Origin of the sequence: Mumia spirodelae (genome assembly GCF_050632745.1) — a bacterium.
Taxonomy (GTDB): domain Bacteria; phylum Actinomycetota; class Actinomycetes; order Propionibacteriales; family Nocardioidaceae; genus Mumia.
The window spans coordinates 177487-199921 of record NZ_JBODSD010000003.1 but is presented as its reverse complement, the minus strand read 5'-3'; the positions used below and the strand labels follow the sequence as shown (position 1 = coordinate 199921).

Annotated in this window: 20 protein-coding genes; 9 read left to right on the top strand and 11 right to left on the bottom strand. The window is 69.9% G+C overall.

What is annotated here, in order from left to right:
* Nucleotides 1-87: 87 nt before the first annotated feature.
* Nucleotides 88-2151 carry a DNA topoisomerase (ATP-hydrolyzing) subunit B gene (gyrB, locus tag ACQSSQ_RS16495; RefSeq protein ID WP_431328204.1) on the bottom strand — a complete coding sequence of 688 codons (2064 nt, stop codon included), beginning with the start codon at nucleotides 2149-2151 and terminating at the stop codon, nucleotides 88-90.
* Between the two features lie 325 nt (nucleotides 2152-2476).
* Between gyrB and ACQSSQ_RS16490 the strand changes: the two genes are divergently transcribed.
* On the top strand, nucleotides 2477-3328 hold the full coding sequence (locus ACQSSQ_RS16490) for a phosphatase PAP2 family protein (RefSeq protein ID WP_431328203.1): 852 nt from the start codon (nucleotides 2477-2479) through the stop codon (nucleotides 3326-3328).
* A gap of 42 nt (nucleotides 3329-3370) precedes the next feature.
* Here the strand turns inward: ACQSSQ_RS16490 and ACQSSQ_RS16485 are convergent, their stop codons facing one another.
* The 5 genes from ACQSSQ_RS16485 to dnaA all read right to left on the bottom strand — a co-directional run bounded on the left by ACQSSQ_RS16485 (nucleotide 3371) and on the right by dnaA (nucleotide 9259).
* A complete protein-coding gene (locus ACQSSQ_RS16485; RefSeq protein WP_431328202.1) occupies nucleotides 3371-3940 on the bottom strand; it encodes a DciA family protein in 570 nt (189 codons plus the stop codon).
* Nucleotides 3933-5075, bottom strand: coding sequence for a DNA replication/repair protein RecF (recF, locus tag ACQSSQ_RS16480; protein ID WP_431328201.1), 1143 nt, complete (start codon nucleotides 5073-5075; stop codon nucleotides 3933-3935). The genes ACQSSQ_RS16485 and recF overlap by 8 nt, the downstream gene beginning before the upstream one ends.
* Nucleotides 5076-5085: 10 nt before the next feature.
* A complete protein-coding gene (gene gnd, locus ACQSSQ_RS16475; RefSeq protein ID WP_431328484.1) occupies nucleotides 5086-6015 on the bottom strand; it encodes a phosphogluconate dehydrogenase (NAD(+)-dependent, decarboxylating) in 930 nt (309 codons plus the stop codon).
* Between the two features lies 1 nt (nucleotide 6016).
* Nucleotides 6017-7159 carry a DNA polymerase III subunit beta gene (gene dnaN, locus ACQSSQ_RS16470; protein WP_431328200.1) on the bottom strand — a complete coding sequence of 381 codons (1143 nt, stop codon included), beginning with the start codon at nucleotides 7157-7159 and terminating at the stop codon, nucleotides 6017-6019.
* A 468-nt stretch (nucleotides 7160-7627) separates the two neighbouring features.
* On the bottom strand, nucleotides 7628-9259 hold the full coding sequence (gene dnaA / locus ACQSSQ_RS16465; protein ID WP_431328199.1) for a chromosomal replication initiator protein DnaA: 1632 nt from the start codon (nucleotides 9257-9259) through the stop codon (nucleotides 7628-7630).
* Nucleotides 9260-9730: 471 nt separating this feature from the next.
* Here dnaA and rpmH point away from each other — a divergent pair, with 471 nt between their 5' ends.
* The 8 genes from rpmH (at nucleotide 9731) to ACQSSQ_RS16425 (ending at nucleotide 14912) form a co-directional block, all read left to right on the top strand.
* On the top strand, nucleotides 9731-9868 hold the full coding sequence (rpmH, locus tag ACQSSQ_RS16460) for a 50S ribosomal protein L34 (RefSeq protein WP_220342755.1): 138 nt from the start codon (nucleotides 9731-9733) through the stop codon (nucleotides 9866-9868).
* 17 nt (nucleotides 9869-9885) lie between these two features.
* The gene (gene rnpA / locus ACQSSQ_RS16455; protein WP_431328198.1) at nucleotides 9886-10260 is read left to right on the top strand and encodes a ribonuclease P protein component; all 375 of its coding nucleotides are present in this window, start codon (nucleotides 9886-9888) and stop codon (nucleotides 10258-10260) included.
* Nucleotides 10257-10514 (top strand): membrane protein insertion efficiency factor YidD, encoded by a 258-nt coding sequence (yidD, locus tag ACQSSQ_RS16450; RefSeq protein ID WP_431328197.1) that lies wholly within the window; start codon nucleotides 10257-10259, stop codon nucleotides 10512-10514. Before rnpA ends, yidD begins: the two co-directional genes overlap by 4 nt.
* Entirely contained in the window at nucleotides 10514-11536 is a 1023-nt protein-coding gene (gene yidC / locus ACQSSQ_RS16445) for a membrane protein insertase YidC (protein ID WP_431328196.1), read from the top strand. The genes yidD and yidC overlap by 1 nt, the downstream gene beginning before the upstream one ends.
* A 35-nt stretch (nucleotides 11537-11571) precedes the next feature.
* Nucleotides 11572-12069: a Jag family protein gene (locus tag ACQSSQ_RS16440; protein WP_431328483.1), complete on the top strand. Its 498-nt coding sequence runs from the start codon at nucleotides 11572-11574 to the stop codon at nucleotides 12067-12069.
* Nucleotides 12070-12079: 10 nt separating this feature from the next.
* Nucleotides 12080-12712, top strand: coding sequence for a 16S rRNA (guanine(527)-N(7))-methyltransferase RsmG (gene rsmG / locus ACQSSQ_RS16435; RefSeq protein WP_431328195.1), 633 nt, complete (start codon nucleotides 12080-12082; stop codon nucleotides 12710-12712).
* 149 nt (nucleotides 12713-12861) lie between these two features.
* On the top strand, nucleotides 12862-13824 hold the full coding sequence (locus ACQSSQ_RS16430; protein WP_431328194.1) for a ParA family protein: 963 nt from the start codon (nucleotides 12862-12864) through the stop codon (nucleotides 13822-13824).
* On the top strand, nucleotides 13821-14912 hold the full coding sequence (locus ACQSSQ_RS16425; RefSeq protein ID WP_431328193.1) for a ParB/RepB/Spo0J family partition protein: 1092 nt from the start codon (nucleotides 13821-13823) through the stop codon (nucleotides 14910-14912). The genes ACQSSQ_RS16430 and ACQSSQ_RS16425 overlap by 4 nt, the downstream gene beginning before the upstream one ends.
* A 299-nt stretch (nucleotides 14913-15211) precedes the next feature.
* On the opposite strand, the gene trxA is transcribed toward ACQSSQ_RS16425, so the two are convergent.
* The 5 genes from trxA to ACQSSQ_RS16400 form a co-directional block, all read right to left on the bottom strand.
* Nucleotides 15212-15538 (bottom strand): thioredoxin, encoded by a 327-nt coding sequence (trxA, locus tag ACQSSQ_RS16420; protein ID WP_431328192.1) that lies wholly within the window; start codon nucleotides 15536-15538, stop codon nucleotides 15212-15214.
* 139 nt (nucleotides 15539-15677) lie between these two features.
* On the bottom strand, nucleotides 15678-16631 hold the full coding sequence (gene trxB, locus ACQSSQ_RS16415) for a thioredoxin-disulfide reductase (RefSeq protein WP_431328191.1): 954 nt from the start codon (nucleotides 16629-16631) through the stop codon (nucleotides 15678-15680).
* Between the two features lie 112 nt (nucleotides 16632-16743).
* Nucleotides 16744-18324 carry a protein kinase gene (locus ACQSSQ_RS16410; protein WP_431328190.1) on the bottom strand — a complete coding sequence of 527 codons (1581 nt, stop codon included), beginning with the start codon at nucleotides 18322-18324 and terminating at the stop codon, nucleotides 16744-16746.
* Between the two features lie 36 nt (nucleotides 18325-18360).
* Nucleotides 18361-20148 carry a murein biosynthesis integral membrane protein MurJ gene (gene murJ / locus ACQSSQ_RS16405; protein WP_431328189.1) on the bottom strand — a complete coding sequence of 596 codons (1788 nt, stop codon included), beginning with the start codon at nucleotides 20146-20148 and terminating at the stop codon, nucleotides 18361-18363.
* Nucleotides 20145-22400, bottom strand: coding sequence for a DUF6049 family protein (locus ACQSSQ_RS16400; RefSeq protein WP_431328188.1), 2256 nt, complete (start codon nucleotides 22398-22400; stop codon nucleotides 20145-20147). The genes murJ and ACQSSQ_RS16400 overlap by 4 nt, the downstream gene beginning before the upstream one ends.
* Between the last annotated feature and the right edge of the window lie 35 nt (nucleotides 22401-22435).

The window sequence follows — 22435 nt, the reverse complement described above, 5'->3', positions numbered from 1 at the left end:
CCGGCGGCGTGGGTGTCTCGGTCACGAAAGCGTTCCTTCGTACGGGTCAGTCTGTGGATTCACGTGAAACGTCGGTCTGTGCCGCGCTCAGATGTCGAGGAAGCGGACATCCTTGGCGTTGCGCTGGATGAACGCGCGCCGCTGCTCGACGTCCTCGCCCATCAGCACGGTGAAGATCTCGTCGGCGTTGGCGGCGTCGTCGAGCGTGACCTGGCGAAGGATCCGCTGCGCCGGGTCCATGGTGGTCTCCCACAGCTCGTGGTCGTTCATCTCGCCCAGACCCTTGTAGCGCTGGACGGGGGCTTCCTTCGGGAGACGCTTGCCGGCCTCCTTGCCGGCCGCGAGCAGCGCGTCGCGCTCACGGTCGGAGTACGCGAGCTCGTGCGCGGAGTTCGACCACTTGATCTTGAACAGCGGGGGCTGGGCGAGGTAGACGTAGCCGCCGTCGATCAGCGGCTTCATGAAGCGGAAGAGCAGCGTGAGCAGCAGCGTCGAGATGTGCTGTCCGTCCACGTCGGCGTCGGCCATGAGCACGATCTTGTGGTAGCGCAGCTTGTCGATGTCGAAGTCGTCGGTCACGCCCGTGCCGAGCGCGGAGATGATCGCCTGGACCTCGGCGTTCTGGAGGATCTTGTCGATCCGGGCCTTCTCGACGTTGAGGATCTTGCCGCGCAGCGGAAGGATCGCCTGGATCCGCGGGTCGCGCCCGCCCTTGGCCGAGCCGCCGGCGGAGTTGCCCTCCACCACGAACAGCTCGCACTCCTCCGGGTTGCGCGAGGAGCAGTCGGCGAGCTTGCCGGGGAGCCCGGCGCCGCCGAGCAGGCTCTTGCGGTTGCGGGCGAGGTCGCGCGCACGACGCGCCGCCATCCGCGCCGCCGCCGCGTCGATGCTCTTGCGCACGACGAGCTTGCCCTCGGCAGGGTTCTGCTCGAACCACGCGCCGAGGTGGTCGTTGGTCACCGTCTGGACGTACGACCGGGCCTCGGTGTTGCCGAGCTTGGTCTTGGTCTGGCCCTCGAACTGCGGCTCGGAGAGCTTGATCGAGATGATCGCGGTGAGACCCTCGCGGATGTCGTCGCCGGAGAGGCGGTCCTCCTTCTTCTTGATCAGACCCTGGTCCTCGGCAAACTTGTTGACCGTGTAGGTCAGCGCCGCACGGAAGCCCTCCTCGTGGGTGCCGCCCTCGTGGGTGTTGATCGTGTTGGCGAAGGTGTGGACCGACTCGGAGAAGCTGACGTTCCACTGCATCGCGAGCTCGAGGCTCAGACCGGCCTCGGCGTTCTCCGACTCGAACGCGATGATCTCGCGGTTGAGCGGGCTCCGGTTGCCGGTGTTGATGTGGTGCACGTAGTCGATGAGGCCGTCGTCGTAACGGAAGCTGCGCTCCATCACGCCCTCGGCGCTGCCGCCGGTCGCGCTGTCCTCGGGGGAGATGTCGCGTGCGGCCTCGGCGCTCTGCAGCGCGTCGGCCACCTCGCCGGCCTCGGGGCGCTCGTCGCGGACGCTGATCCGCAGGCCCTTGTTGAGGAACGCCATCTCACGGAAGCGGGTGGCGAGGGTCTCGAACGAGTAGCTCGTCGTCTCGAAGATCTCGTCGCTGGCGTAGAAGGTGATGGTCGTGCCGGTCTCCTCGGTCTCCTCACCCTGCTCGAGCGGCCCGTCCGGGACGCCGTAGGTGAAGGACTGCCGCCAGACGTAGCCCTCGCGACCGACCTCGACGAAGAGCTTGGTCGAGAGCGCGTTGACCACCGAGACGCCGACGCCGTGCAGACCACCGGACACCTTGTATCCGCCGCCGCCGAACTTGCCGCCCGCGTGCAGCGACGTGAGGACCAGCGTCACCGTCGGGATCTTCTCGACGGGGTGGTCCTTGACCGGGATGCCGCGACCGTTGTCGACGACCTTGACGCCGCCGTCGGCGAGGAGGGTGACCTCGATCGTGTCGCAGAACCCCGCCAGCGCCTCGTCGACCGAGTTGTCCACGACCTCGTAGACGAGGTGGTGGAGCCCGCGCTCACCGGTGGACCCGATGTACATGCCGGGGCGCTTGCGGACGGCTTCCAGACCCTCGAGAACCTGGATGTCCCCGGCGTCGTAGGAGGATCCGGAAGGTGCCGGGCCGGTCTCGGGGGTAGGGATCGACTCGCTCACAGTCGGGTGGCCTCCATCGTCGTCACGAACTCGCAGACGTCCCGACCAGTGCGGCTCGCTTCGGCGGCGAGCAGGTCGGGACGCGACGTTTCCATTGTAGCCGGTGCAAGGCCTCGTACGAGCATCGTCGCCTCCCGGCGGCGGCCCTCGCCGACGCTCGGAGGCCCCTGAGAGGCCTCAGACGGCATCTGTGGCCGATCCACACCCCGCGAACGATGCCCCGTATAGGCCTTCGACCTCCCAGAGCGCGCTCGGAGCCGTTGACGCGTCCCGCGTCCGGACGAGAACGTCGTGCGCGGTTGAGCAATGAGGCAAGGTTGGTGCCATGGCATCACCGACGGTCGCGCGTGCGCCGTCCGCGGGGCGCACGCCCGGACGCGGACGGACGGTGGCCGCTGCCCTCGGACTGCTCGTGCTGTCGTTCGGCGCTCTCGTCGTCACCGTGTCCTACCTGCTCGACGACCCCGAGGGTCAGCGGCTGGACCAGGCCGCGATGGAGGCGGTGTACGCCCGCCGCGAGGCCCTGGACCAGCTGCTGTCGGTGCTCGGCTACCTCTCTATCGGCACGATGGCCGCGGCGATCCTGGTCCTGGTCGCGATGGCGGTCCTGCGCCAGCGGTACGCGGCGGCCATCGGGGCCGTCGTCGTGGTGGCCGGCGCCAACATCACTACGCAGGTCCTCAAGCACGCGGTCCTCGAGCGCCCCGACCATGGCTACGGGTGGCACGTGAACAGCCTGCCGAGCGGCCACACGACCGCTGCGATCTCGCTCGTCGTGGCAGCGCTGCTGGTCGCGCCGGTCGCGGTCCGCGGCCTCGTGGTGCTCGCCGGGTCGTGCGCGGTGGTCCTCACGGGTGTGTCCACGGTGGTCGCCGGCTGGCACCGACCCTCCGACGTCGTCGCGGCGCTGGCGGTCGGTCTCTTCTGGGGCGCGGCCGTGGTCCTCGTGCTCGCACTGCGCCGCGGCGGACCGTCGGCCGGCACGTTCTTCACGTCCCTCCTGCTCGCGCTGATCGGCGCGGCGGTCGCCGGCGCCGTCCTCCTCGTGGTGGGGGTGCGGCCGGACGGCGGCTGGTCGGGCTTCGCGCCGGCAGCGGCGGTGATGGCGCTGATCGGTGCGGCCACCGCGCTCACGGTCGCGGTCTTCGACCGGGTCTCCTCGGTCTTCGCCCGCTGACGCCTTCCGCAGGTCGCCCGAGCGCTGCCGGTCGACACCCGTTCACCCGTACGTGTCCCGCGGGCCCCTCCCGCGCACCCGCAGCGCACCCTTGCCCCAGCTCGGCCCCTGCGGCCCGCGGACGTTGATCCGCGTGACGGTTCCGTCGCCCAGCCGCTCGTTGAGCTTGCCCACCACGTTCGGCGCAAGCAGCCGCAGCTGGGTCGCCCATGCGGTCGAGTCCGCCTGGACCCACAGCTGTCCGTCGTCGTAGCGGTCGGGCCGACAGTGCTCGGCGATCTCCGCACCCACGATCTCGGCCCACCGCCCGAAGAGCCCGTGGACGGCGACCTCGGTGTCCCAGCCGTGCTCGCTGACCAGCCGGTCGAGCGTCGACTCGAGCAGCTGCGGGTCGCGGTCGTCGGGGTGGGCGCCGCTCGCGCTGGGCGCCGGGCGTGAGCGCCTGCGCGGACGGCTGCGTCCGGATCGCGGTGCAGCAGGCCCGACCGAACGGTAGGCGCGCGCGATGCTCCGGGCGAGATCGATGCCGTCGGGTCGGTGCTCGGGCTCCTCCGGCGTGCTGGGGTCGCCCGACCGCGAGGGGTCCGGTGCGGCCGGGTCGTCCTCACTCATCGGTCGCCCCTTCCACCGGCACCACCTTGCCCGACGCCACGTCGTAGCGGTGCCCCCGCAGCCCCGCCGGGACGTCCTCCGCCACGGCCGCGGTCACCAGCACCTGCTCGGCGTCGGCGACCCGGTCGGCGAGGTGGGCCCGCCGATCACGGTCGAGCTCGGCGAACACGTCGTCGAGGATCAGGATCGGGTCGTCGCCGTCGGCGCGCAAGAGGTCGTACGAGGCGAGCCGCAGCGCGAGGGCGTACGACCAGGACTCCCCGTGGCTCGCGTACCCCTTCGCTGGCATCTCTCCCAGCGAGAGGACGACGTCGTCGCGGTGGGGGCCCACGAGGCTCACCCCGCGGTCGATCTCGTCGCGGCGGCGCTCGCGCATCTCCTCGGCCATCGCGTCCCGCAGCACCTCGCGGTCGCGGGTGTCCGGGAGGGCGAAGGACGGCTTGTACGCCGCCGCGGCCAGGGTGCGTTCCGCCGCGGCCGAGGCGGCGACGTCACGGTAGGCCTGCGCGAGGTACGGCGCGAGCTCGTCGAGGAGCGCGAGCCGGGCTGCGAGCAGCTCGCCCCCGTACGCCGCGAGCTGGCCGTCCCAGACGTCGAGCGTCTCCAGGCCGCGCCCGTGACCCGCGTGGCGCGCGCTCTTGAGCAGGCTGTTGCGCTGCCGCAGCGCACGCTCGTAGTCGGAGCGAACCCCGGCGAACCGCGGTGCGCGCAGCACCAGGAGCGCGTCGAGGAAGTGCCGGCGGTCGCTCGGGTCGCCCTTGACCAGCGTCAGGTCCTCCGGCGAGAAGACCACCGAACGCAGCCAGCCGAGCAGGTCACGCGGACGGGGGAGGGGGCCCCGGTTCACGCGGGCGCGGTTCGACCGTCCCGGCGTGATCTCGATCTCGAGCAGCGCGGAACGGTCGTCGCGCACCACGGACGCGCGGACCACCGCGCGCTCGGCACCCACGCGCACCAGCGGTGCGTCGGACGAGACGCGGTGCGAACCGAGGGTCGCGAGGTAGTCGATCGCCTCGACCAGGTTGGTCTTGCCCTGACCGTTCGCGCCGATGAACGCGCTGGCGCCGGGTTCGAGGGACAGCTCGAGCTCGGGATAGGAGCGGAAGTCGTGGAGAGAGAGGTGGGTGACGTGCACGGCGGCGCGGCTACTCCGACTTCACCGCGTGCCCGCCGAACTGGTTGCGCATCGCCGCGATCGCCTTCATCGAGGGGGAGTCGTCCTGGCGGGAGACGAATCGCGCGAAGAGGGAGGCGGCGATCGCCGGGGTCGGGACCGCGTTGTCGATGGCGGCCTCGACGGTCCACCTGCCCTCGCCCGAGTCCTCGGCGTAGCCGCGGATGTGGGTCAGGCCGGGATCCTCCTGGAGCGCCTTGACCAGCAGGTCCAGCAGCCACGAGCGGACCACGGTGCCTTCGCGCCAGGAGGCGAAGACCTCGGTGACGTCGTCGACGAGGTCCACCTTCTCGAGGAGCTCGTAGCCCTCCGCGTAGGCCTGCATCATGGCGTACTCGATGCCGTTGTGGACCATCTTGGAGAAGTGGCCGGCGCCCACGGCGCCCGCCCGGACGTAGCCGGTGGTCGGGCCGGGACGCAGCGCCTCGAACGCCGGCGCGACCTTGGCGATGTCGTCGGGTGCGCCGCCGACCATGAGCGCGTAGCCCTCCTGCAGCCCCCACACCCCTCCGCTGACGCCGCAGTCGACGAAGCCGATGCCCTTCTCGGCGAGCTCGGAGGCGTGGCGGAGGTCGTCGGTCCAGCGAGAGTTGCCGCCGTCGACGACGACGTCTCCCGGCGCGAGGAGGTCACGGAGCTGGGCGATCGTCTCGTGGGTCGGATCACCGGCGGGGACCATCACCCAGACGACCCGCGGTGAGGGCAGCGCGTCGACCAGTGCACCGAGGGAGGCGACGTCCGCGAGGTCGGGGTTGCGGTCGTACCCGATGACGTTGACCCCCGCGCGGCGCATGCGCTCGCGCATGTTGCCGCCCATCTTGCCGAGACCGATCAGTCCGATGTCCATGGCACTCCTTGAGGTCGTGTCGAGCCGCGTGCGTGCGCGAGGGGCGTCGAGCAGGTCAGCCCGGCAGGCGCATCGGCATGATGAGGTACCTGAAGGACATGTTGGGCTCGCCGCCCAGCTCCTGCACGCCGGCAAGGGTGGCGGGCCGGCTCGCCTGCGTGAACGCGAGGTGCACGGCGGGCTCGGTCATGACCTGGAGGCCCTCGAGCAGGAAGGTCGGGTTGAAGCCGACGACGATGTCGTCGCCCTCGACGCGGGCCTCGAGCGTCTCCTGGGCCTGGGCGTCGTCACCGCTGCCCGACTCGAGGAGGACCTGTCCGTCGGAGAAGGTCAGCCGCACCGGGGTGTTGCGCTCGGCGACGAGGGACACGCGCCGTACGGCGTCGACCAGCTCCTGCCGGTCGACGAAGGCGACCGTCTGGGCGTTGGCGGCGAACAGCTGCCGGACCTTCGGGAACTCGCCCTCGAGCATCCGGGTGGTCGTCCTGCGGGTGCCCGTCGCGGTCGAACCCTCGAAGCCGATCAACCCCGGGCCCTGGTCGCCGGTGGCGACAGCCATCGTGAGCTCGCCGCCGGAGGTGAACGACTTCGCGATGTCGGACAGCGAGCGCGCCGGGACCACGGCGGTGGCGGAGGTGTCGGGGTTCTCCGGGAACCACGACAGCTCGCGGAGGCTCGCCCGGAAACGGTCGGTCGCCAGCAAGGAGATGGTCGAGCCCTCGAGCTCGATCCGGACGCCGGTCAGGAGCTGGAGCACGTCGTCGCGACCTGCCGCGGCGACGGCCTGGGCGACGGCGGTCGCGAAGTCGTCGGAGCTCACCGTGCCCGAGGCGGTCGGCATCGCCGGCAGCTGCGGATAGTCCTCCACCGGCATGGTCTGGAGGCTGAACCGGCTGCTCCCGCACACCAGCGACACCTTGGTGCCGTCGACCGAGACGTCGACGGGGCGCGAGGGGAGCGACTTGCAGATGTCGGCGAGGAGCCGACCCGAGACGAGCGCGCGGCCCTCGTCGGCGACGTCGGCGTCCACGGTCGAGCGGGCCGAGGTCTCGTAGTCGAAGCCCGACAGCGCGATGCCGCCGTCGGTGCTCTCGACCATGAGGCCGGCCAGCACCGGGACGGTCGGACGGGTCGGCAGGCTCCGGGCCGTCCAGGCGACTGCGTCGGCCAAGGCGTCGCGGTCGATGCGGAACTTCACAGCGCTGTGCCTCCGGACGGGTGGGGCCGGCCGTGGCAGCGGCCGGTGAATGACATGTTCCCTGGAATCCTGCCACGGCTCCGGGCCGGGCGACCACTCAGGGATCTTGTCATTCGTCATCCCCAGGTCTGGGCTGTGGATGACTTCGGACGAACGAGGGGAGATTGTTCTTCTCACCTCAGTAGTAGGGGATGTGCACTCCGTGGATAACCCGCGTCGTCCCAGGTCAGGAGCGATTTTGGGATGGGGCTCCTGTGTGGACGGCCGCGGCCTTCGCTGTGTGCGGCCGTGGACGACGCCGGCGCGGTCCCCAGGTCGTGCACTGCCGTCCCCGGGGCCTGTGCATGGAAGACGCATGTTTTCCCCAGGTGTATCCCCAGATGTGGGTACTGAAAGAAGTCACAAAAAGGGGCCGGTACGCGTGTCGTACCGGCCCCGTCGGCGGGGAGTCGCGCCTGCGCGCGGACGTCAGCCCGCCTGTCGAGCCTGCTGCTTGATCCGGTTGGTCAGCTCGGTGACGTGGTTGAACACCGTCCGGCGCTCGGCCATGAGGGTCCGGATCTTGCGGTCGGCGTGCATCACCGTCGTGTGGTCGCGGCCGCCGAAGTGCTGCCCGATCTTGGGCAGGGAGAGCTCGGTGAGCTCGCGGCACAGGTACATCGCGATCTGACGGGCCTGGACGAGGCCGCGGGAGCGGCTGGCGCCGCAGATCTCCTCGATCGAGTACTCGAGGTACGACGCGGTCTGCGCGATGATCAGCCCGGCCGTGATCTCGGGCTCGCCGCCCTCGGGGATGAGGTCCTTCAGGACGATCTCCGCGAGAGGCAGGTCGACGGCCTGATGGTTCAGGCTGGCGAAGGCGGTGGCGCGGATCAGGGCGCCCTCGAGCTCGCGGATGTTGGTCTGGATCCGGCTCGCGATGAACTCGAGCACCTCGGGCGGGACCGTGAGCTTCTCGATCTCCGCCTTCTTGCTCAGGATCGCGATGCGGGTCTCGAGGTCGGGCGGCTGGACATCGGTCGTGAGCCCCCACTCGAACCGGCTCCGGAGCCGGTCCTCGAGCGACTCCAGGCCGCGCGGCGGTCGGTCGGAGGTGATGACGATCTGCTTGTTGGAGCCGTGGAGGGTGTTGAACGTGTGGAAGAACTCCTCCTGCGTCTGGATCTTGCCCTCCAGGAACTGGATGTCGTCGATCAGGAGGACGTCGGTGTCGCGGTAGCGACGCTGCAGCGCCGGCATCCGGTCGTCGCGGATCGCGTTGATGAAGTCGTTGGTGAACTCCTCCGTGCTGACGTACCGCACCCGCGCGTTGGCGTAGAGGCTGCGGACGTAGTGCCCGATGGCGTGGAGGAGATGAGTCTTGCCGAGGCCGGACTCGCCGTAGATCATCAGCGGGTTGTACGCCCGGCCCGGCGCCTCCGCGACCGCCACCGCCGCAGCGTGGGCGAAGCGGTTCGACGATCCGATGACGAAGTTCTCGAAGTGGTAGCGGGGGTTGAGCCGCGTCTCGGCGGCCCGGACGTGCTGGGGCGGTCGAGCCTGGCTCGTCGTGGGGACGAAGGCAGGTGTCGCGTCGTCGCGCGAGGAGCGCTCGGCTGGTGTCTCGGCCGGTTCGCGGTGCGGCGGAGTGACCCGGGGCGTCGTGGGGAGGTCGGTAGCGGCGGGATCGCCTGCGACCTGGGCGGGAGCTGTCGGACGCGGGACCGTCCCGAGGGGCGCCCCGTCGAGAAGGGGGCCGCGCGGTTCAGTGCCGTCACCTTCTCGATTTGTCGACAAATCGATGTCGGCGTCGTCCTCGTCGCTGCGCGGGGCAGCGGGGAGAACGTTCGGGTCCACGGTCACCGCGATGCGGATGGGCCGGCCGAAGGAGTCGGACAGCGCCTGCTCGAGCTGAGGACGCAGCCGCGCCTCCATCTGCGTACGGGTGAAGTCGTTGGGGACCCCGACGAGAAGGGTGCTCTCGTGCAGCGTGATCGGCACCGAGCTGGTCACCCACGCCCGGGTCGTCACCGGGAGGACCTCGGTGATGGCGTTCCAGCGCTGGTGGAGCGTGGCCCCGTCGACCGGTTCGCTCCCGCCGGGTGCTTGCTGGTCTTCCATCGTTGGCCCCAATCTCCCGGCTCCGTGACGGAAACAGGCGTCCACATAGTTATCCACAATGTGTGGACATACTGTTCCCCGTGATGAGATCCCCGTAATCTCAACGTTTTCCTGCGATCCGAGGGTCGACGTGGACCCTGTGGATATCAAAGTTTCCCCGGGACGCTAACAGCCCTCAAGGTCACCGACCAACCGATTGTCCACAGGGTCGCCGGGGTCGCGCAACCCGGGGTTCCGGCGTGGACTCTGGACGTGGGGGTGGTCACGGGTGTAAGGCCGGTTTGACCGGCTGTGGAGCAACCACGTACCGTGGAGAGGTCGAGGTTCTCGACACCTGCCGCATGCCTACGTACGGACAGCACGCTGTCTGCCTACGTCGGTGGGCGGTGGCCGTCGAACCGGCACAGAACTGACGCCCAGTACCCGATGACCGCGAGCGTTGCGGTCCGAGACACGATGGGGAGCACTCCCGTGACCAAGCGCACCTTCCAGCCGAACAACCGCCGCCGCGCGCGCAAGCACGGCTTCCGCCTGCGCATGCGCACGCGCGCCGGCCGCGCGATCCTGGCGGACCGTCGCCGCAAGGGCCGCGAGCGTCTGTCGGCCTGAGCCGTGCTGGCAGTGCGGTGCTGAGCTCAGAGCACCGTCTCCGCACGAGTGACGACATCCGAACAACGATCAGGCGAGGACGTCGTGCGGGATCCCGCACGGTCCTCGCCCACGCTCGTTTCGGGGCTCGTCGTCCAGAGGAGCCGGTGCGCGTCGCGTTCGTGGTCGGGAAGCAGGTCGGCAACGCCGTCACCCGCAACACGGTCAAGCGTCGGCTCCGCGCCCTCGTCGCGAGCCGCCTCCCGGACATCCCCGGCGGGACGGATCTCGTGATCCGCGCACTCCCCGCATCTGCCCGCACGCCCAGCGTCGAGCTGGGTTCCGACGTGGACCATGCGATCGGCCGGCTCGTGAGGTCGCAGCCGACGTCGGGATCCGGCGCCTCATCATGAAGACCATCCTCATCGCCTTCCTCAAGGCGTACCGCTTTGCGATCAGCCCTCTCTACGGGCAGGTCTGCCGGTTCTACCCCTCGTGCTCGGCGTACGCGCTCACCGCGGTCGAGGAGCACGGTGCCGTCCGCGGCAGCTGGATGGCCGTTCGACGTATCGCCCGCTGCCATCCTTGGGCGGCTGGTGGATACGATCCCGTTCCCCCACGGTCCGCACCCGGCGGATCCTCCCCGACTCCATCGCGAGGGGTTTGATGTTCTCCGCCATCGGCGACTTCTTCGACGCCATCATGCAGGTCCTGTACTACCCGGTGTCGGCCATCATGGTGGCCTGGCACTGGCTCTTCAGCGAGCTGGGCATGGACCCCGACTCGGGGTGGACCTGGGCGTTCTCCATCATCGGCCTGACGATCACGATCCGGATCCTGCTGATCCCGCTGTTCGTCAAGCAGATCAAGGCGAGCCGCAACATGCAGATGCTGCAGCCGAAGATCCGCGAGCTGCAGAAGAAGTACGGCCACGACCGTGAGCGCATGGCGCAGGAGCAGATGAAGCTCTTCCGCGAGGCGAACACGAACCCGTTCGCCTCGTGTCTGCCGCTGATCCTTCAGATGCCGATCTTCTTCGCGCTCTTCCGCGTGATCAACGGTGCGGCGAGCGGCACGGCCCACGGCGTTCTGACGCAGGCCCAGGCCGACTCCATCCGTGACGCGACCTTCCTCGGCGTCCAGATCGCGAGCCGTTTCACCGATCCGAACGTGCACGTCAAGATCGTGTGTGCGGTGCTCGTGGTCCTGATGACCGCGACGACGTTCCTGACCCAGCGTCAGCTGATGTCGAAGAACATGCCGAAGGATGCGCTCACCGGCCCGTACGCCCAGCAGCAGAAGCTCCTGCTCTACGTGCTGCCGTTCGTGTTCGCGATCAGCGGCATCGCCTTCCCGGTCGGCGTCCTGATCTACTGGACGACCTCGAACGCCTGGACGATGGGCCAGCAGTTCTACGTGATCCGCAACAACCCGGCGCCGGGCACTCCCGCGTACGAGGCCAAGATGGCGCGCGACAAGAAGCACGGCAAGGCCGTCGAGCCGGCACCGGAAGCGCCCGTGATCGAGGACAAGCCCGACCAGCGGCGCCAGCAGCCTAAGAAGCAGTCGCGCGAGCAGCGCAAGAAGGGGAGCGCACCCCGCGGCGGCCAGAACCGCCAGGGCGGCGCTCCGCAGGGGGACGAGAAGGCTCCGGGCGACGAGTCCGGGCAGGGAGGTGTGCAGTCGTGACCGACACGTCGCGGGAGACCGAAGCAGTGGAGACGATGGAGGACTCGTCGGTGGATGAGCCGTCGCGCAGCAAGCGCATCGAGCGCCTGGAGAACGAGGGCGACATCGCGGCGGACTTCCTCGAGGAGCTGCTTGACATCGCAGACCTCGATGGTGACCTGGACATGGACGTCGAGGGCAATCGTGCATCGGTCTCGATCGTCGGTGGCGACCTCGGCATGCTCGTCGGTCGTGACGGTGAGGTCCTGGAGGCGCTGCAGGAGCTCGCGCGTCTCGCCGTCTACCGGGAGACCGGTGAGCGGAGCCGGCTGATGCTGGACATCGAGAACTTCCGCGCGAAGCGCCGCGAGGAGCTACAGCTCATCGCGAAGGATGCGATCGCACGAGTCCGCGACAACGGTGAGTCGGTGCGCCTCGACCCGATGTCGCCCTTCGAGCGGAAGGTCGTCCACGACGCTGTCGCTGCAGCCGGGCTGACGAGCGAGTCCGAGGGCGTGGAGCCTGAGCGTCGCGTCGTCATCGTGGCCGACTGAGGACCACCGGATGGGTGTTTCACGTGAAACATCTCCCCCTGAAGTCGCCGCGAAGGTTCTTGGCGACCGCGTCCAGGTGATGTCGGCGTATGTCGATCTGTTGGCGGATGCCGGCGTGGTGCGGGGACTCATCGGTCCGCGGGAGGTCCCACGGTTGTGGGATCGCCACATCCTGAACTGCGGTGTGGTGGCGCCTGCGCTGCCGTCCGGCGCCTCAGTAGCCGACGTCGGCAGCGGGGCGGGTCTGCCCGGGATGGTGTGGGCCGTCGCTCGGCCCGATGTCTCCTTCACCCTGATAGAGCCACTTCTCCGGCGAACGACCTTCCTCGAGGAGGCAGTCGCGACACTCGGGCTGGAGAACGTGACGGTCCTCCGTGCCCGAGCCGAGGAGGTCCGCGAGCAGTACGACATCGTCACGTCGCGCGCAGTCGCTGCACTCGACAAGCTCGTTCGGTGGTCACTGCCACTCGTCATGCCCGGTGGGCAGATGTGGGCGATCAAGGGCTCCTCGGCGAGCGACGAGGTGAAGCAAGCACTGTCCACAATCCGCGCGGCGAAGGGGACAAACCCTCGCGTCAAGTCGTACGGTGAGGGAGTCGTCGAGACGCCCACGACCATGGTGATGATCGACAAGGTGGCCTGAATGCAGCAGTCAGAGATCGCGTCCGGGCTCGGCTATCCCTGGATCAGCCCGAAGGTGGACCCGCTTCCATCTGATCTTGTCCGTGGCCCCGTGGGATGGCAGATCCCCCCTGTTTCACGTGAAACAAAGACTCACGAGGAGAACCCTGCGTGAACGACCCCCGCGTACCCCCGACGGTCCCCCGCGCGTCCGATCTCGCGCACGGTGGTGACATCGCTACAGACACGCCTCTGGCACAGGAGGTCGCTGCGACCCTGATGCGCCAGCAGCAGGCCGCGATGCAGGATCCGATGCCGCGGCCGCGCTCGACGCGTGTGATCGTCGTCGCCAACCAGAAGGGCGGCGTCGGCAAGACGACCACGACCGTGAACGTCGCTGCGGCGATGGCAACCCACGGGCAGCGAGTGCTCGTGATCGACCTCGATCCCCAGGGAAACGCGTCGACTGCGCTGCGCGTCGAGCACGACGCGGAGACGCCGGGCGTCTACGAGGTGCTGGTCGACGGCCAGAGCATCGAGTCGCTGATCCAGCCGTGCCCGGACGTCGAGAACTTGGACGTCCTGCCGGCCTCGATCGCACTCGCCGGGGCCGAGATCGAGCTCGTCCCGATGGTCGCGCGTGAGACCCGCCTGCGCCGGGCGCTCGACGAGTTCCTCGAGACGAACGCCCAGCAGACGCGCCCGTACGACTACGTCTATGTCGACTGCCCGCCGTCGTTGGGGCTCCTCACCGTGAACGCGCTCGCCGCGGCTCGGGAGGTCATGATCCCGATCCAGTGCGAGTACTACGCGCTCGAGGGGCTCAGCCAGCTGATCAAGACCGTGGACATGGTCCAGGAGCAGCTCAATCCCGAGCTCAACCTCAGCACGATCCTCCTGACGATGTACGACGCGCGCACACGTCTGAGCGCCGGCGTCGCGGACGAGGTCCGCGCCTACTTCAGCGATCGTGTCCTGAAGACCGCGATCCCGCGATCGGTCCGCATCTCGGAGGCACCGAGCTACCAGCAGACCGTCATCACGTACGACCCAAGCTCGCCCGGCTCGCTGTCCTATCTGGAGGCGTCGCGTGAGATCGCCGAGGCCGGCGCTGCAACGGAGGCACAGGCATGAGCCAGCAACGCCGCGGACTCGGCCGAGGGCTGGGAGCGCTCATCCCCACGGCGCCCCCTGTTTCACGTGAAACCGACCCCGAGCCAGCCGCCAAGGCAGGCACGCCCGGCGCCGCGAGCGGCACCGGGACCATCGCCCCGCCTGACGCACCGCCCAGGACTAGCCAGCAGGCGACGAACGGTGACCGTCCGGAGGCGCCCGCATCCAGCACGGACGCCGTCTCCTCGTTGGAGCCGACCGCACCGGTGGTGCCCAGCGATCTCCCGGCGATCGACGGTGCGTACTTCGCCGAGATCCCGGTGGACAAGGTCACGCCGAACCCGCGACAGCCCCGGGAGGTGTTCGACGAGGATGCCATGGCGGAGCTGGTCCACTCCATCAAGGAGATCGGCCTGCTGCAGCCTGTCGTCGTCCGCCCGGTCGACGGAGGCGAGTTCGAGCTGGTCATGGGCGAGCGTCGCTGGCGGGCGACGAAGTCGGCCGGCCTCGACGTCATCCCCGCGATCGTCCGCGAGACCTCCGATCAGGACCTCTTGCGCGACGCCCTCCTCGAGAACCTGCACCGTTCGCAGCTCAACCCGCTCGAGGAGGCGGCCGCGTACCAGCAGCTCCTCGACGACTTCGGCTGCACGCACGACGAGCTGGCGACACGCATCGGTCGTTCGCGCCCGCAGATCAGCAACACGCTGCGGCTCCTGCGACTCAGTCCCGCGGTCCAGCGCCGCGTCGCCGCCGGCGTCATCAGCGCCGGACACGCGCGTGCGCTGGTTTCGGTCTCCGATCCCGAACGGCAGGACCGACTCGCTCAGCGGGTCGTCGCCGAAGGACTTTCAGTCCGTGCGCTGGAGGAGATCGTCGCTCTCGGCGAGGGCGATGAGCCGTCCGTCGAGCCTCGCCAGCGCGCGCGCCGTCCCGTGGCGCCGAAGCTGGCGGACCTGGCGGACCGACTCGCTGACCGGTTCGACACGCGGGTGAAGGTCGACCTCGGGAAGACCAAGGGCAAGATCACCGTCGAGTTCGCGTCGATCGACGACCTCGAGCGCATCGTGACCCTGATGGATCCGGCCGCCGCGCCGACCCAGGAGTAGCCAGGCAGCTGGCTCGGGGGCCGTCTGCGTGGGACCAGTGCCTTCGCCGCGCTGCCGCCGTGCGCCGGAGGCCTTCGCGCGCTCCAGCCGGAACCGACACCGCAAAAGCGATATGTCGACAAAGCAATAAGCCGTTTTGACAGCTTGTACTCGTCAGGGAGTCGAACTCCAGACCGTGCGGCGGCGGAACGGCTCACAGACCCAGTCGGGCCGTGCGTCGAGACGCAGAAGGGCCCCGGCATCGCACGGATGCCGGGGCCCCCTCTTCACGTCCGCCGCAGCGGCGGACGATGAACGTGTCAGCTCACGAAGGCGTCGAGCTCCTTGAGGAGCATGCTCTTCGGCTTCGCGCCGACGATCGACTGGACGATCTCACCGTTCTGGTAGACGTTCAGCGTCGGGATCGACGTCACGCGGTAGGAGGCCGGCGTCTGTGGGTTCTCGTCGACGTTCATCTTGACGATGGTGATCTTGTCGCCGTACTCCGCGGCGATCTCCTCGAGGATCGGCGAGACCTGGCGGCACGGACCGCACCACTCGGCCCAGAAGTCGACGAGCACGGGCTTGTCCGACCCCAGGACAGTGGTCGAGAACTCGGTGTCGGTGACCGGCTGGATGTTTCCCACGGTTGCTTCCCCTTCGGTGCGGTGCTGACGACGGTTGTCTGGACAGGTGTTCTGCGTCCGACGTCGGGGCCGGACGGTGATGACTGGTGCAACACCGGTGTGGCGGGGTGCCATTCCCTCGGAAAGGCACCCGTGCCGGTCAGGCGGTGGCGAGCTCGGCGTGCTCGAGGTCGGCGATGTAGCGCTCCGCGTCGAGGGCGGCCGAGCAGCCCGTGCCGGCGGCGGTGATGGCCTGGCGGTAGGTGTGGTCGACGAGGTCGCCGGAGGCGAACACGCCGGGCAGGTTGGTGCGGGTCGAGCCGGACTGGACGAGCACGTAGCCCTCGGCGTCGAGCTCGACCTGGCCGCGGAGCAGCTCCGAGCGGGGGTCGTGTCCGACCGCGATGAACAGGCCGGTCGCGGGGAGGAAGCGCTCCTCACCGGTGACCGTGTCCTCGAGGACGACGCCCTCGAGCGACAGCTCGCCACGGATCTCCTTCACCTGGGAGTTCCAGGCGAACTCGATCTTGTCGTTCTTGAACGCCCGCTCCTGCATGATCTTGCTGGCGCGGAGCTCGTCGCGGCGGTGGACGAGGGTGACCTTGTCGGCGAACCGCGTGAGGAACGTGGCCTCCTCCACGGCCGAGTCGCCACCACCGACGACGACGATCTCCTGCTTGCGGAAGAAGAAGCCGTCGCAGGTCGCGCACCAGCTGACGCCGCGGCCCGACAGGCGGTCCTCGCCGTCGACCCCGAGCTTGCGGTAGCCCGAACCCATCGCGAGGATCACCGCGCGTGCGCGGTGCTCGCCGGTCGCCGTCCGGACGATCTTGACGTCGCCGGTCAGGTCGACCTCGACGACGTCGTCGGCGACCAGCTCGGCGCCGAAGCGCTCGGCCTGCTGGCGCATGTTGTCCATCAGCGCCGGGCCCTCGATGCCCTCCGGGAAGCCGGGGAAGTTCTCCACGTCGGTCGTGTTCATCAGGGCGCCACCGGCGGTGACGGAGCCTTCGAAGACGAGCGGCGACAGGTTGGCGCGGGCGGTGTAGACCGCTGCCGTGTAGCCGGCAGGACCCGAGCCGATGATGATCACGTTGCGTACGTCAGTGGACATGCTCCGCCTTCGGTGTTCAAGAACAGTGCGGTTTCGGCCGCACCCCACACAACGCATCCTAGGTCGGGAGCATTCCTGCGCGGCGACGCGGCCGCGCGCGGCGCCGCGGGGCCTACTCGAGACCGCGGACGGTCACCTCGGAGACCACACCCTGGTAGACGTCCGTCTCCCGCTCCGGCAGGCGGGTGAGCCAGAGCAGGAGGTAGCGCGTCGACACCGCCTGCGAGAGGGACACCGATGCGCCGCTCGGTGCGTCCGCGTAGCCGCCGATGCGTTCCATGTCGCTGGTGCTGGTGGGGGGCTGCGTACGACCGGGAGCCGCGTACACGCGGAACGAGGTCGGGGACGCCCCGAACTCGACCTGGACCGCCGTGACGTCGCGCACACGCCCGAGGTCGATGAGGAGCCCGACACCGTCCTTGAGGCCACCGAGGTCGTCGCGGCGGTAGTACTCCCGCGTCGTCCAGGCGGTCTCCGGGTTGCCGTCGAACGCGAGGTCGACCTGGTCGGGGTTCTCGTCGCCGTCGCCGTCGGGCGCCGGGTCGAACGAGACCGCGTCCTTGACCCCGAAGTCGACCACCGACCGGCTCACCTCGGCCTCGGGCTCCTCCGCCGTCGGCGTCTGCGGTGACGGAGCCGACACGCGGCCGAGGATGAAGGTGAGGGTGGCTGCGAGCACGACGATCACGGCGAGCGCCAGCCAGATGAGCTTGCGCTCGCCCTTCGTGGAGCTGATGACCTTCGAGACTCCCCGCTCGATCGGCGTCGGGGGAGCGGGTGCCAGCGCCGCTGGACGTGGCTTCGGCGGGTTCACCGCCGGTGGCGGCTCGGACAACGCGGACCGCACGGGGTCGTGCCGGAACAGGTCGGGCGACGACCCGACCGTGAGCTCCGGGTCGATCGGCTCGTCGTCGCCGGTGATCGCGAGCTCCAGCGCCACGTCGCGCGCGGTCCGCAGGGACGGGCGGTGGTGGCGCGGCGGGCGGCCGAGGATCCGGTCGCACACGGTGTCGATGTCGTGCGAGACGCCGGCGCGCACCTGCCGGGGCCGGAGCACGCGTCCGTGCTCGCGCGGCGCCGGCGCGAGAAGCTCGTCACCACCGGGATAACGCCCCGTGAGGCAGGCGTAGAGGATCTTGCCGAGCGCCTCGACGTCGAGCTGCTCGGCGTAGCCCACGTCGGCGTCGTCGACGTCGTGGTGGGCCGAGCGCAGCGCGTGGTCCGTCGCGAGCCCGATCACACGGATCCCGCCGTTCTCCTTCAGCAGGACCGTCGCCGGGCGGAGATGGCGGTGGTAGACGCCGGCCTCGTGGGCGTGGGCGAACGCGTCGGCGAGCTCGAGCGCGACGTGGGTCGAGCGGGCGTTGGTCAAGGTCGAGGGACCGAGCACGTGGTCGAGGGAGACGGCGCGCGCCCACTCGCGTACGAGATAGGTGTGGCCGTGGTCACCCTCGACGATGTCGAGCACGCGGAGGAACCGGGGGTCGGAGACTGCCGTCGAGCGACCCGCGGCGATGACGAACGCCGTCGCGCGACGGTCGTCGGCTCGCAGCGCCTGAACCCCCACGGCGCGGTCGAGGACGGTGTCGTACGCCTTCCACGTCACAGCACCGCCCGACTCCTTGATGAGGTCGTCGAGGCGGTAGCGACCCGAGAGCATGAGTCCCGAGCTGAGTGCCGCGGTCTGGTCCACGCCTCATGCTATCCGGGCGGAGGAGCCGCCCGTCGCTCACCGACGCAGAACCGTCCGGACCACCGAGGTGACCTCCGTGAGCCGCAGCAACCACGCCGCGACGAGGTAGGTCACGGCGCCGACTCCGCCGAAGACCACGAGAGACAGCAGCGCGGCGACCTTGCCGTCGCCGTCGAGGCCGAGCGGCTCGGAGAGGAACACCCCGCAGGCCAGCATCGCCGCACCGGCGAGCAGGCATGCGGTGACCAGCCGCACGAGGAAGCCCAAGGCGCTCCAGTCGACGACCGGTCCGATCCGGAAGGACAGGACCGTGATCGCGAGCAGCGAGCCGACGAGGTACGCGGCGCCGTACGCGAGGGCGAGCACCGAGGAGATCGCGTTCGGGGTGACCTGCGACGCCAGCGAGAGCGCGAGACCGATGTTGACGGTCGCGAGGACGATCTGGAGGAAGAAGGGTGTCCTGGTGTCCTCGAGCGCGTAGAAGCCGCGCAGGCTCATGTAGTGCAGCGAGAAGAAGATGATCGCCGGGGCGAACGACGCGATCGTCGCGGAGACCGTGTCGGTGTTGCCCGCCATCGCGCCCCACGACGCGACCACCGTGCCGAGCGGTGTCGAGAGCGCGAACACCGCGACCGCGATCGGGGCGATCAGCGACAGGACCAGGCGGATGTTGCTGCGGATCTCGGCGCGCATCGCGGGGAAGTCGCCCTCGGCCGCGAGCCGGGAGATCAGGGGCATGGTCGCGGTCACGAGCGACACCGTGATGACGCCGTGAGGGACCTGGGTGATGAGGAACGCGCTGGCGTAGACGGTGGTGCCGGCCGGGTCGGGCTCGCCGTTCGCGATCGCGAGCAGGCCGGCGCTGGTCCCGATCCGGGTGACGACGACGTACATCACCTGGTTGACGAGGATGAACGCCAACGTCCACGCGCCGAGCCTGAGCGTGTGACCGAGCCCGACCCCGCGGAAGTCGAAGCGCGGGCGGTAGTGGAAGCCGGCGGCCTTCAGGTACGGGACCAGGATCAGCGCCTGGACCGCGATGCCGACGGTCGACCCGACGCCCAGCAGCAGCTCCTCGCCGTTCGTGAAGCCGTCGGAGCCGTTGCTGCTCCCGTACACGGCGATGTACGTGACGAGGACTGCGCACGAGATGACGTTGTTGGCGATCGGCGCCCACATCATCGGCCCGAACCGCCCGCGCGAGTTCAGGATCTGCCCGGCGAGCACGAACGCGCCGTAGAAGAAGATCTGCGGCAGGCAGTACCGCATGAGCGCGTACGCCGAGGACAGCGCGTCCTCGTTGCCCGGGTCGAACAGCATGCTGTCGAAGACGAGCCGCACGAGCAGCGGCGCGAAGATCACCAGCACGACTGTCGAGATGCCGAGGACGAGCAGGCCCAGGGTGACGATGCGCTGGGCGTACGCCTCCCCGCCGTCGACGTCGTTCTTCATCGCCCGGACGAGCTGGGGGACGAGCACGACGTTGAAGATGCCGCCCGCGAGCAGGATGTAGAGGGCGTTGGGGATCGTGTTGGCGCCGGTGAAGATGTCCGCGTTGAGGCTGGCGCCGATCGCCGCGAAGATCAGGGCAGAGCGGACGAATCCGGACAGGCGGGACACGAGCGTGCCGGCCGCCATGAGGACGCTGGCGGAGAGCAGCCCCGTCGACGTCCGGCGTACGGCCTCCGCGACCGCCTCGCTGGTCTGGTCGACCTCGTCGACGGCGTCCACGGCTTCCGAGGCGAGCGGCGCCTCGACGGCGGTCGCCCGGGCGGCGGGGGTGACCCGGCGGGCCTCCCGGCGCGACCGGCGGTGCTTGCTCATGCGTCGGGCTCCTGTGCCGCGCGCGAGGGCGTCTCCGCCGGTGCCGGCTCTGCCGGCGCCGTCTCCGCCGGCGGGGCAGGTGCCGTCTCCGCCGGCGCGGGATTCCGAGGGGAGCCGAGCGGCTCGTCGTCGAGCGTCTCGACCTTGCGCCCCTTCACGACGCGGCGTACGACCGCGACGACCACGAGGAGCATCGCCAGGGCGAGGAACACCCAGATCACCCGCCCCACGACGCTCGAGCGCACGGTGAAGCGCGCGTCGTCACCGAGCGTGGAGCCTTGCGCGGTCACCAGGGACGCGTCGAACGTGGTCGTGGTGGCCTGACCGACGTCGGCGGTCACGGTCAGCGTGACGCTCTGGCCCGCGCTGATCTGCTGGGGTGCGATGTCCTCGATCCGCGCGTCCGCGTGGTCGGCTGTGAACCGTACGCCGACCGTGACCGGGGAGGAGAGCCCGTTCGTGATCGTGATCGGGAAGCGTCCCGACGAGCCGGACAGCGTGACGAACGACGACGCGGAGACGCTCACGCGGTCGAGGATCCTCTCGACGGCCTCGGCCTGCGACTCGGCGTGCTGCACGCCGCGGGTGCGTGCCGACCGCCAGTCCTGCGACACCGCGAGGGAGGCGCTCTGGGCGTAGAAGACGTCACGGCGTACGTCGTCGCCGAGGAGCTCGCTGACGACGCCGCCCGTCTCCACGATCGTGGCGGCCGCCGCGACCTGCGCCTGGGAGATGGCTCGCTGGTTCGCCTTCGGAGGGAGCCGGACGCGGCCCTCCCATGCGGGGGCGTTCGCGCCGACCTGCGCGTCGGCAGCGGTCGGGCGTACCCATGCGGGCTCGAACAGGTCGTGGAACTGGGCGCGCGCCCACTCGCTCCCCGGGTCGAACGCGGCGCCGGGCACCAGGACGACGTGGCGGGACGCGTGCCCGAGCGCGCCGAGCGCTGCCCGCGTCGCGACGCGCTGGCGCACGGCCAGGGTGGGGCTGGTCGCGCTGTCGTCGTCGGAGAGCGTCGGGTCGAGCACGACGAGGTCCATCGGCGTGCCGGAGATCGTGGTGCGCACCGCGGTGCTGTCGACGGGGGACCATCCGGCGAGAACCTCGGGAGAGACGAGGCCCGCGGTCGCGCCGAGCTCACGCGAGCCGTCGAGGCGGGTGGCGTTGGTGAGACCGCTCGGCGGCCAGGTGACGATGCGCGCGTTCAGCCCGAACTGGGCGAGGGTCGCCTCGGTCGCGGTGTTCGCGGCCTCCACGACGGTGGCGCCGTTGTCGCCGGCGGCCGGCCGGGTGATCGCGAACGAGTCGGGACGTCCGTACGAGAGGGCCCAGACGGAGTGGCGCTGCGCGTAGGTGACGAGCTCGCTGAGGAAGAGGCGCACGCGTTGGGCGGCCTCGCTCTCGTCGGGCGGGACCTCGTCAGGGAGGAACTGCGCGCTGCCTCCTGGGCCGTCGGTGCGGTTCGGTCCGTACGAGTCGTTGGCGATGTCGCGCAACGCGTCGAGCAGCGCCGGGTCGACCAGGACGGTGCTGGGTGAGGAGTCGTCCGAGCGCGCGAGGTCCAGCAGCCGGCGCAGGCGCCCGCCCGGGGACACCGACTGCACCAGCGCGGTGGTGTCGATGTAGCGGTTGCGCTCGTCGCGCTGCACGGGGGCGATGAACGGCCACACCACCGAGACCTGCGACGGCCGCGTCGCGTCGTCGACGTACGGGACGACGCTGTGCGCTCGTCCGACCGCGTCGCCGGAACGGGCGCCGTCCTCGCCCGTGGCGAGGACGTGGACGCCGACCGGGTACGCACCGGAGGTGGTCACCCGCAGCTCCGGGAACGGGACCCGCAGCTCGAAGGTCGTCGTGTCGCCCGGGGCGAGGTCGCCCGCCGCGACCACGGCGGACCCCGACGTGAGTCGTGTGCCGGTGACCGCGGGGGTCGGGTCCGCCAACGCCTCGTCGACGGCGGCCGGGTCGGTGATCGGCGTCGACGGCATCACGAGGTGCACGCGAAGGCGGCTCCACGACTCCGACGAGGGGTTGGAGATCCGGCCGGTGATCGTCAGCGTGTCGCCGGACGTCAGGGCCGTGGGGGTGAGCGCGTCGATCGTGACCGCGAGCCGGTCGGCGTCGGCAGCCTGGGCCGGAGCGCCTCCGAGGACGGGGAACAACGCCGCCAGCACGGCGGTGAGCACGGTCGCGACCACCGCGCGCGCCCCACCTGGGCGCGCGGGACGGGAGGGTCGGTCGTCGGCGCGTGTCATCGGGGCAATGCTAGAGCGAGCAGTCACACCACCGA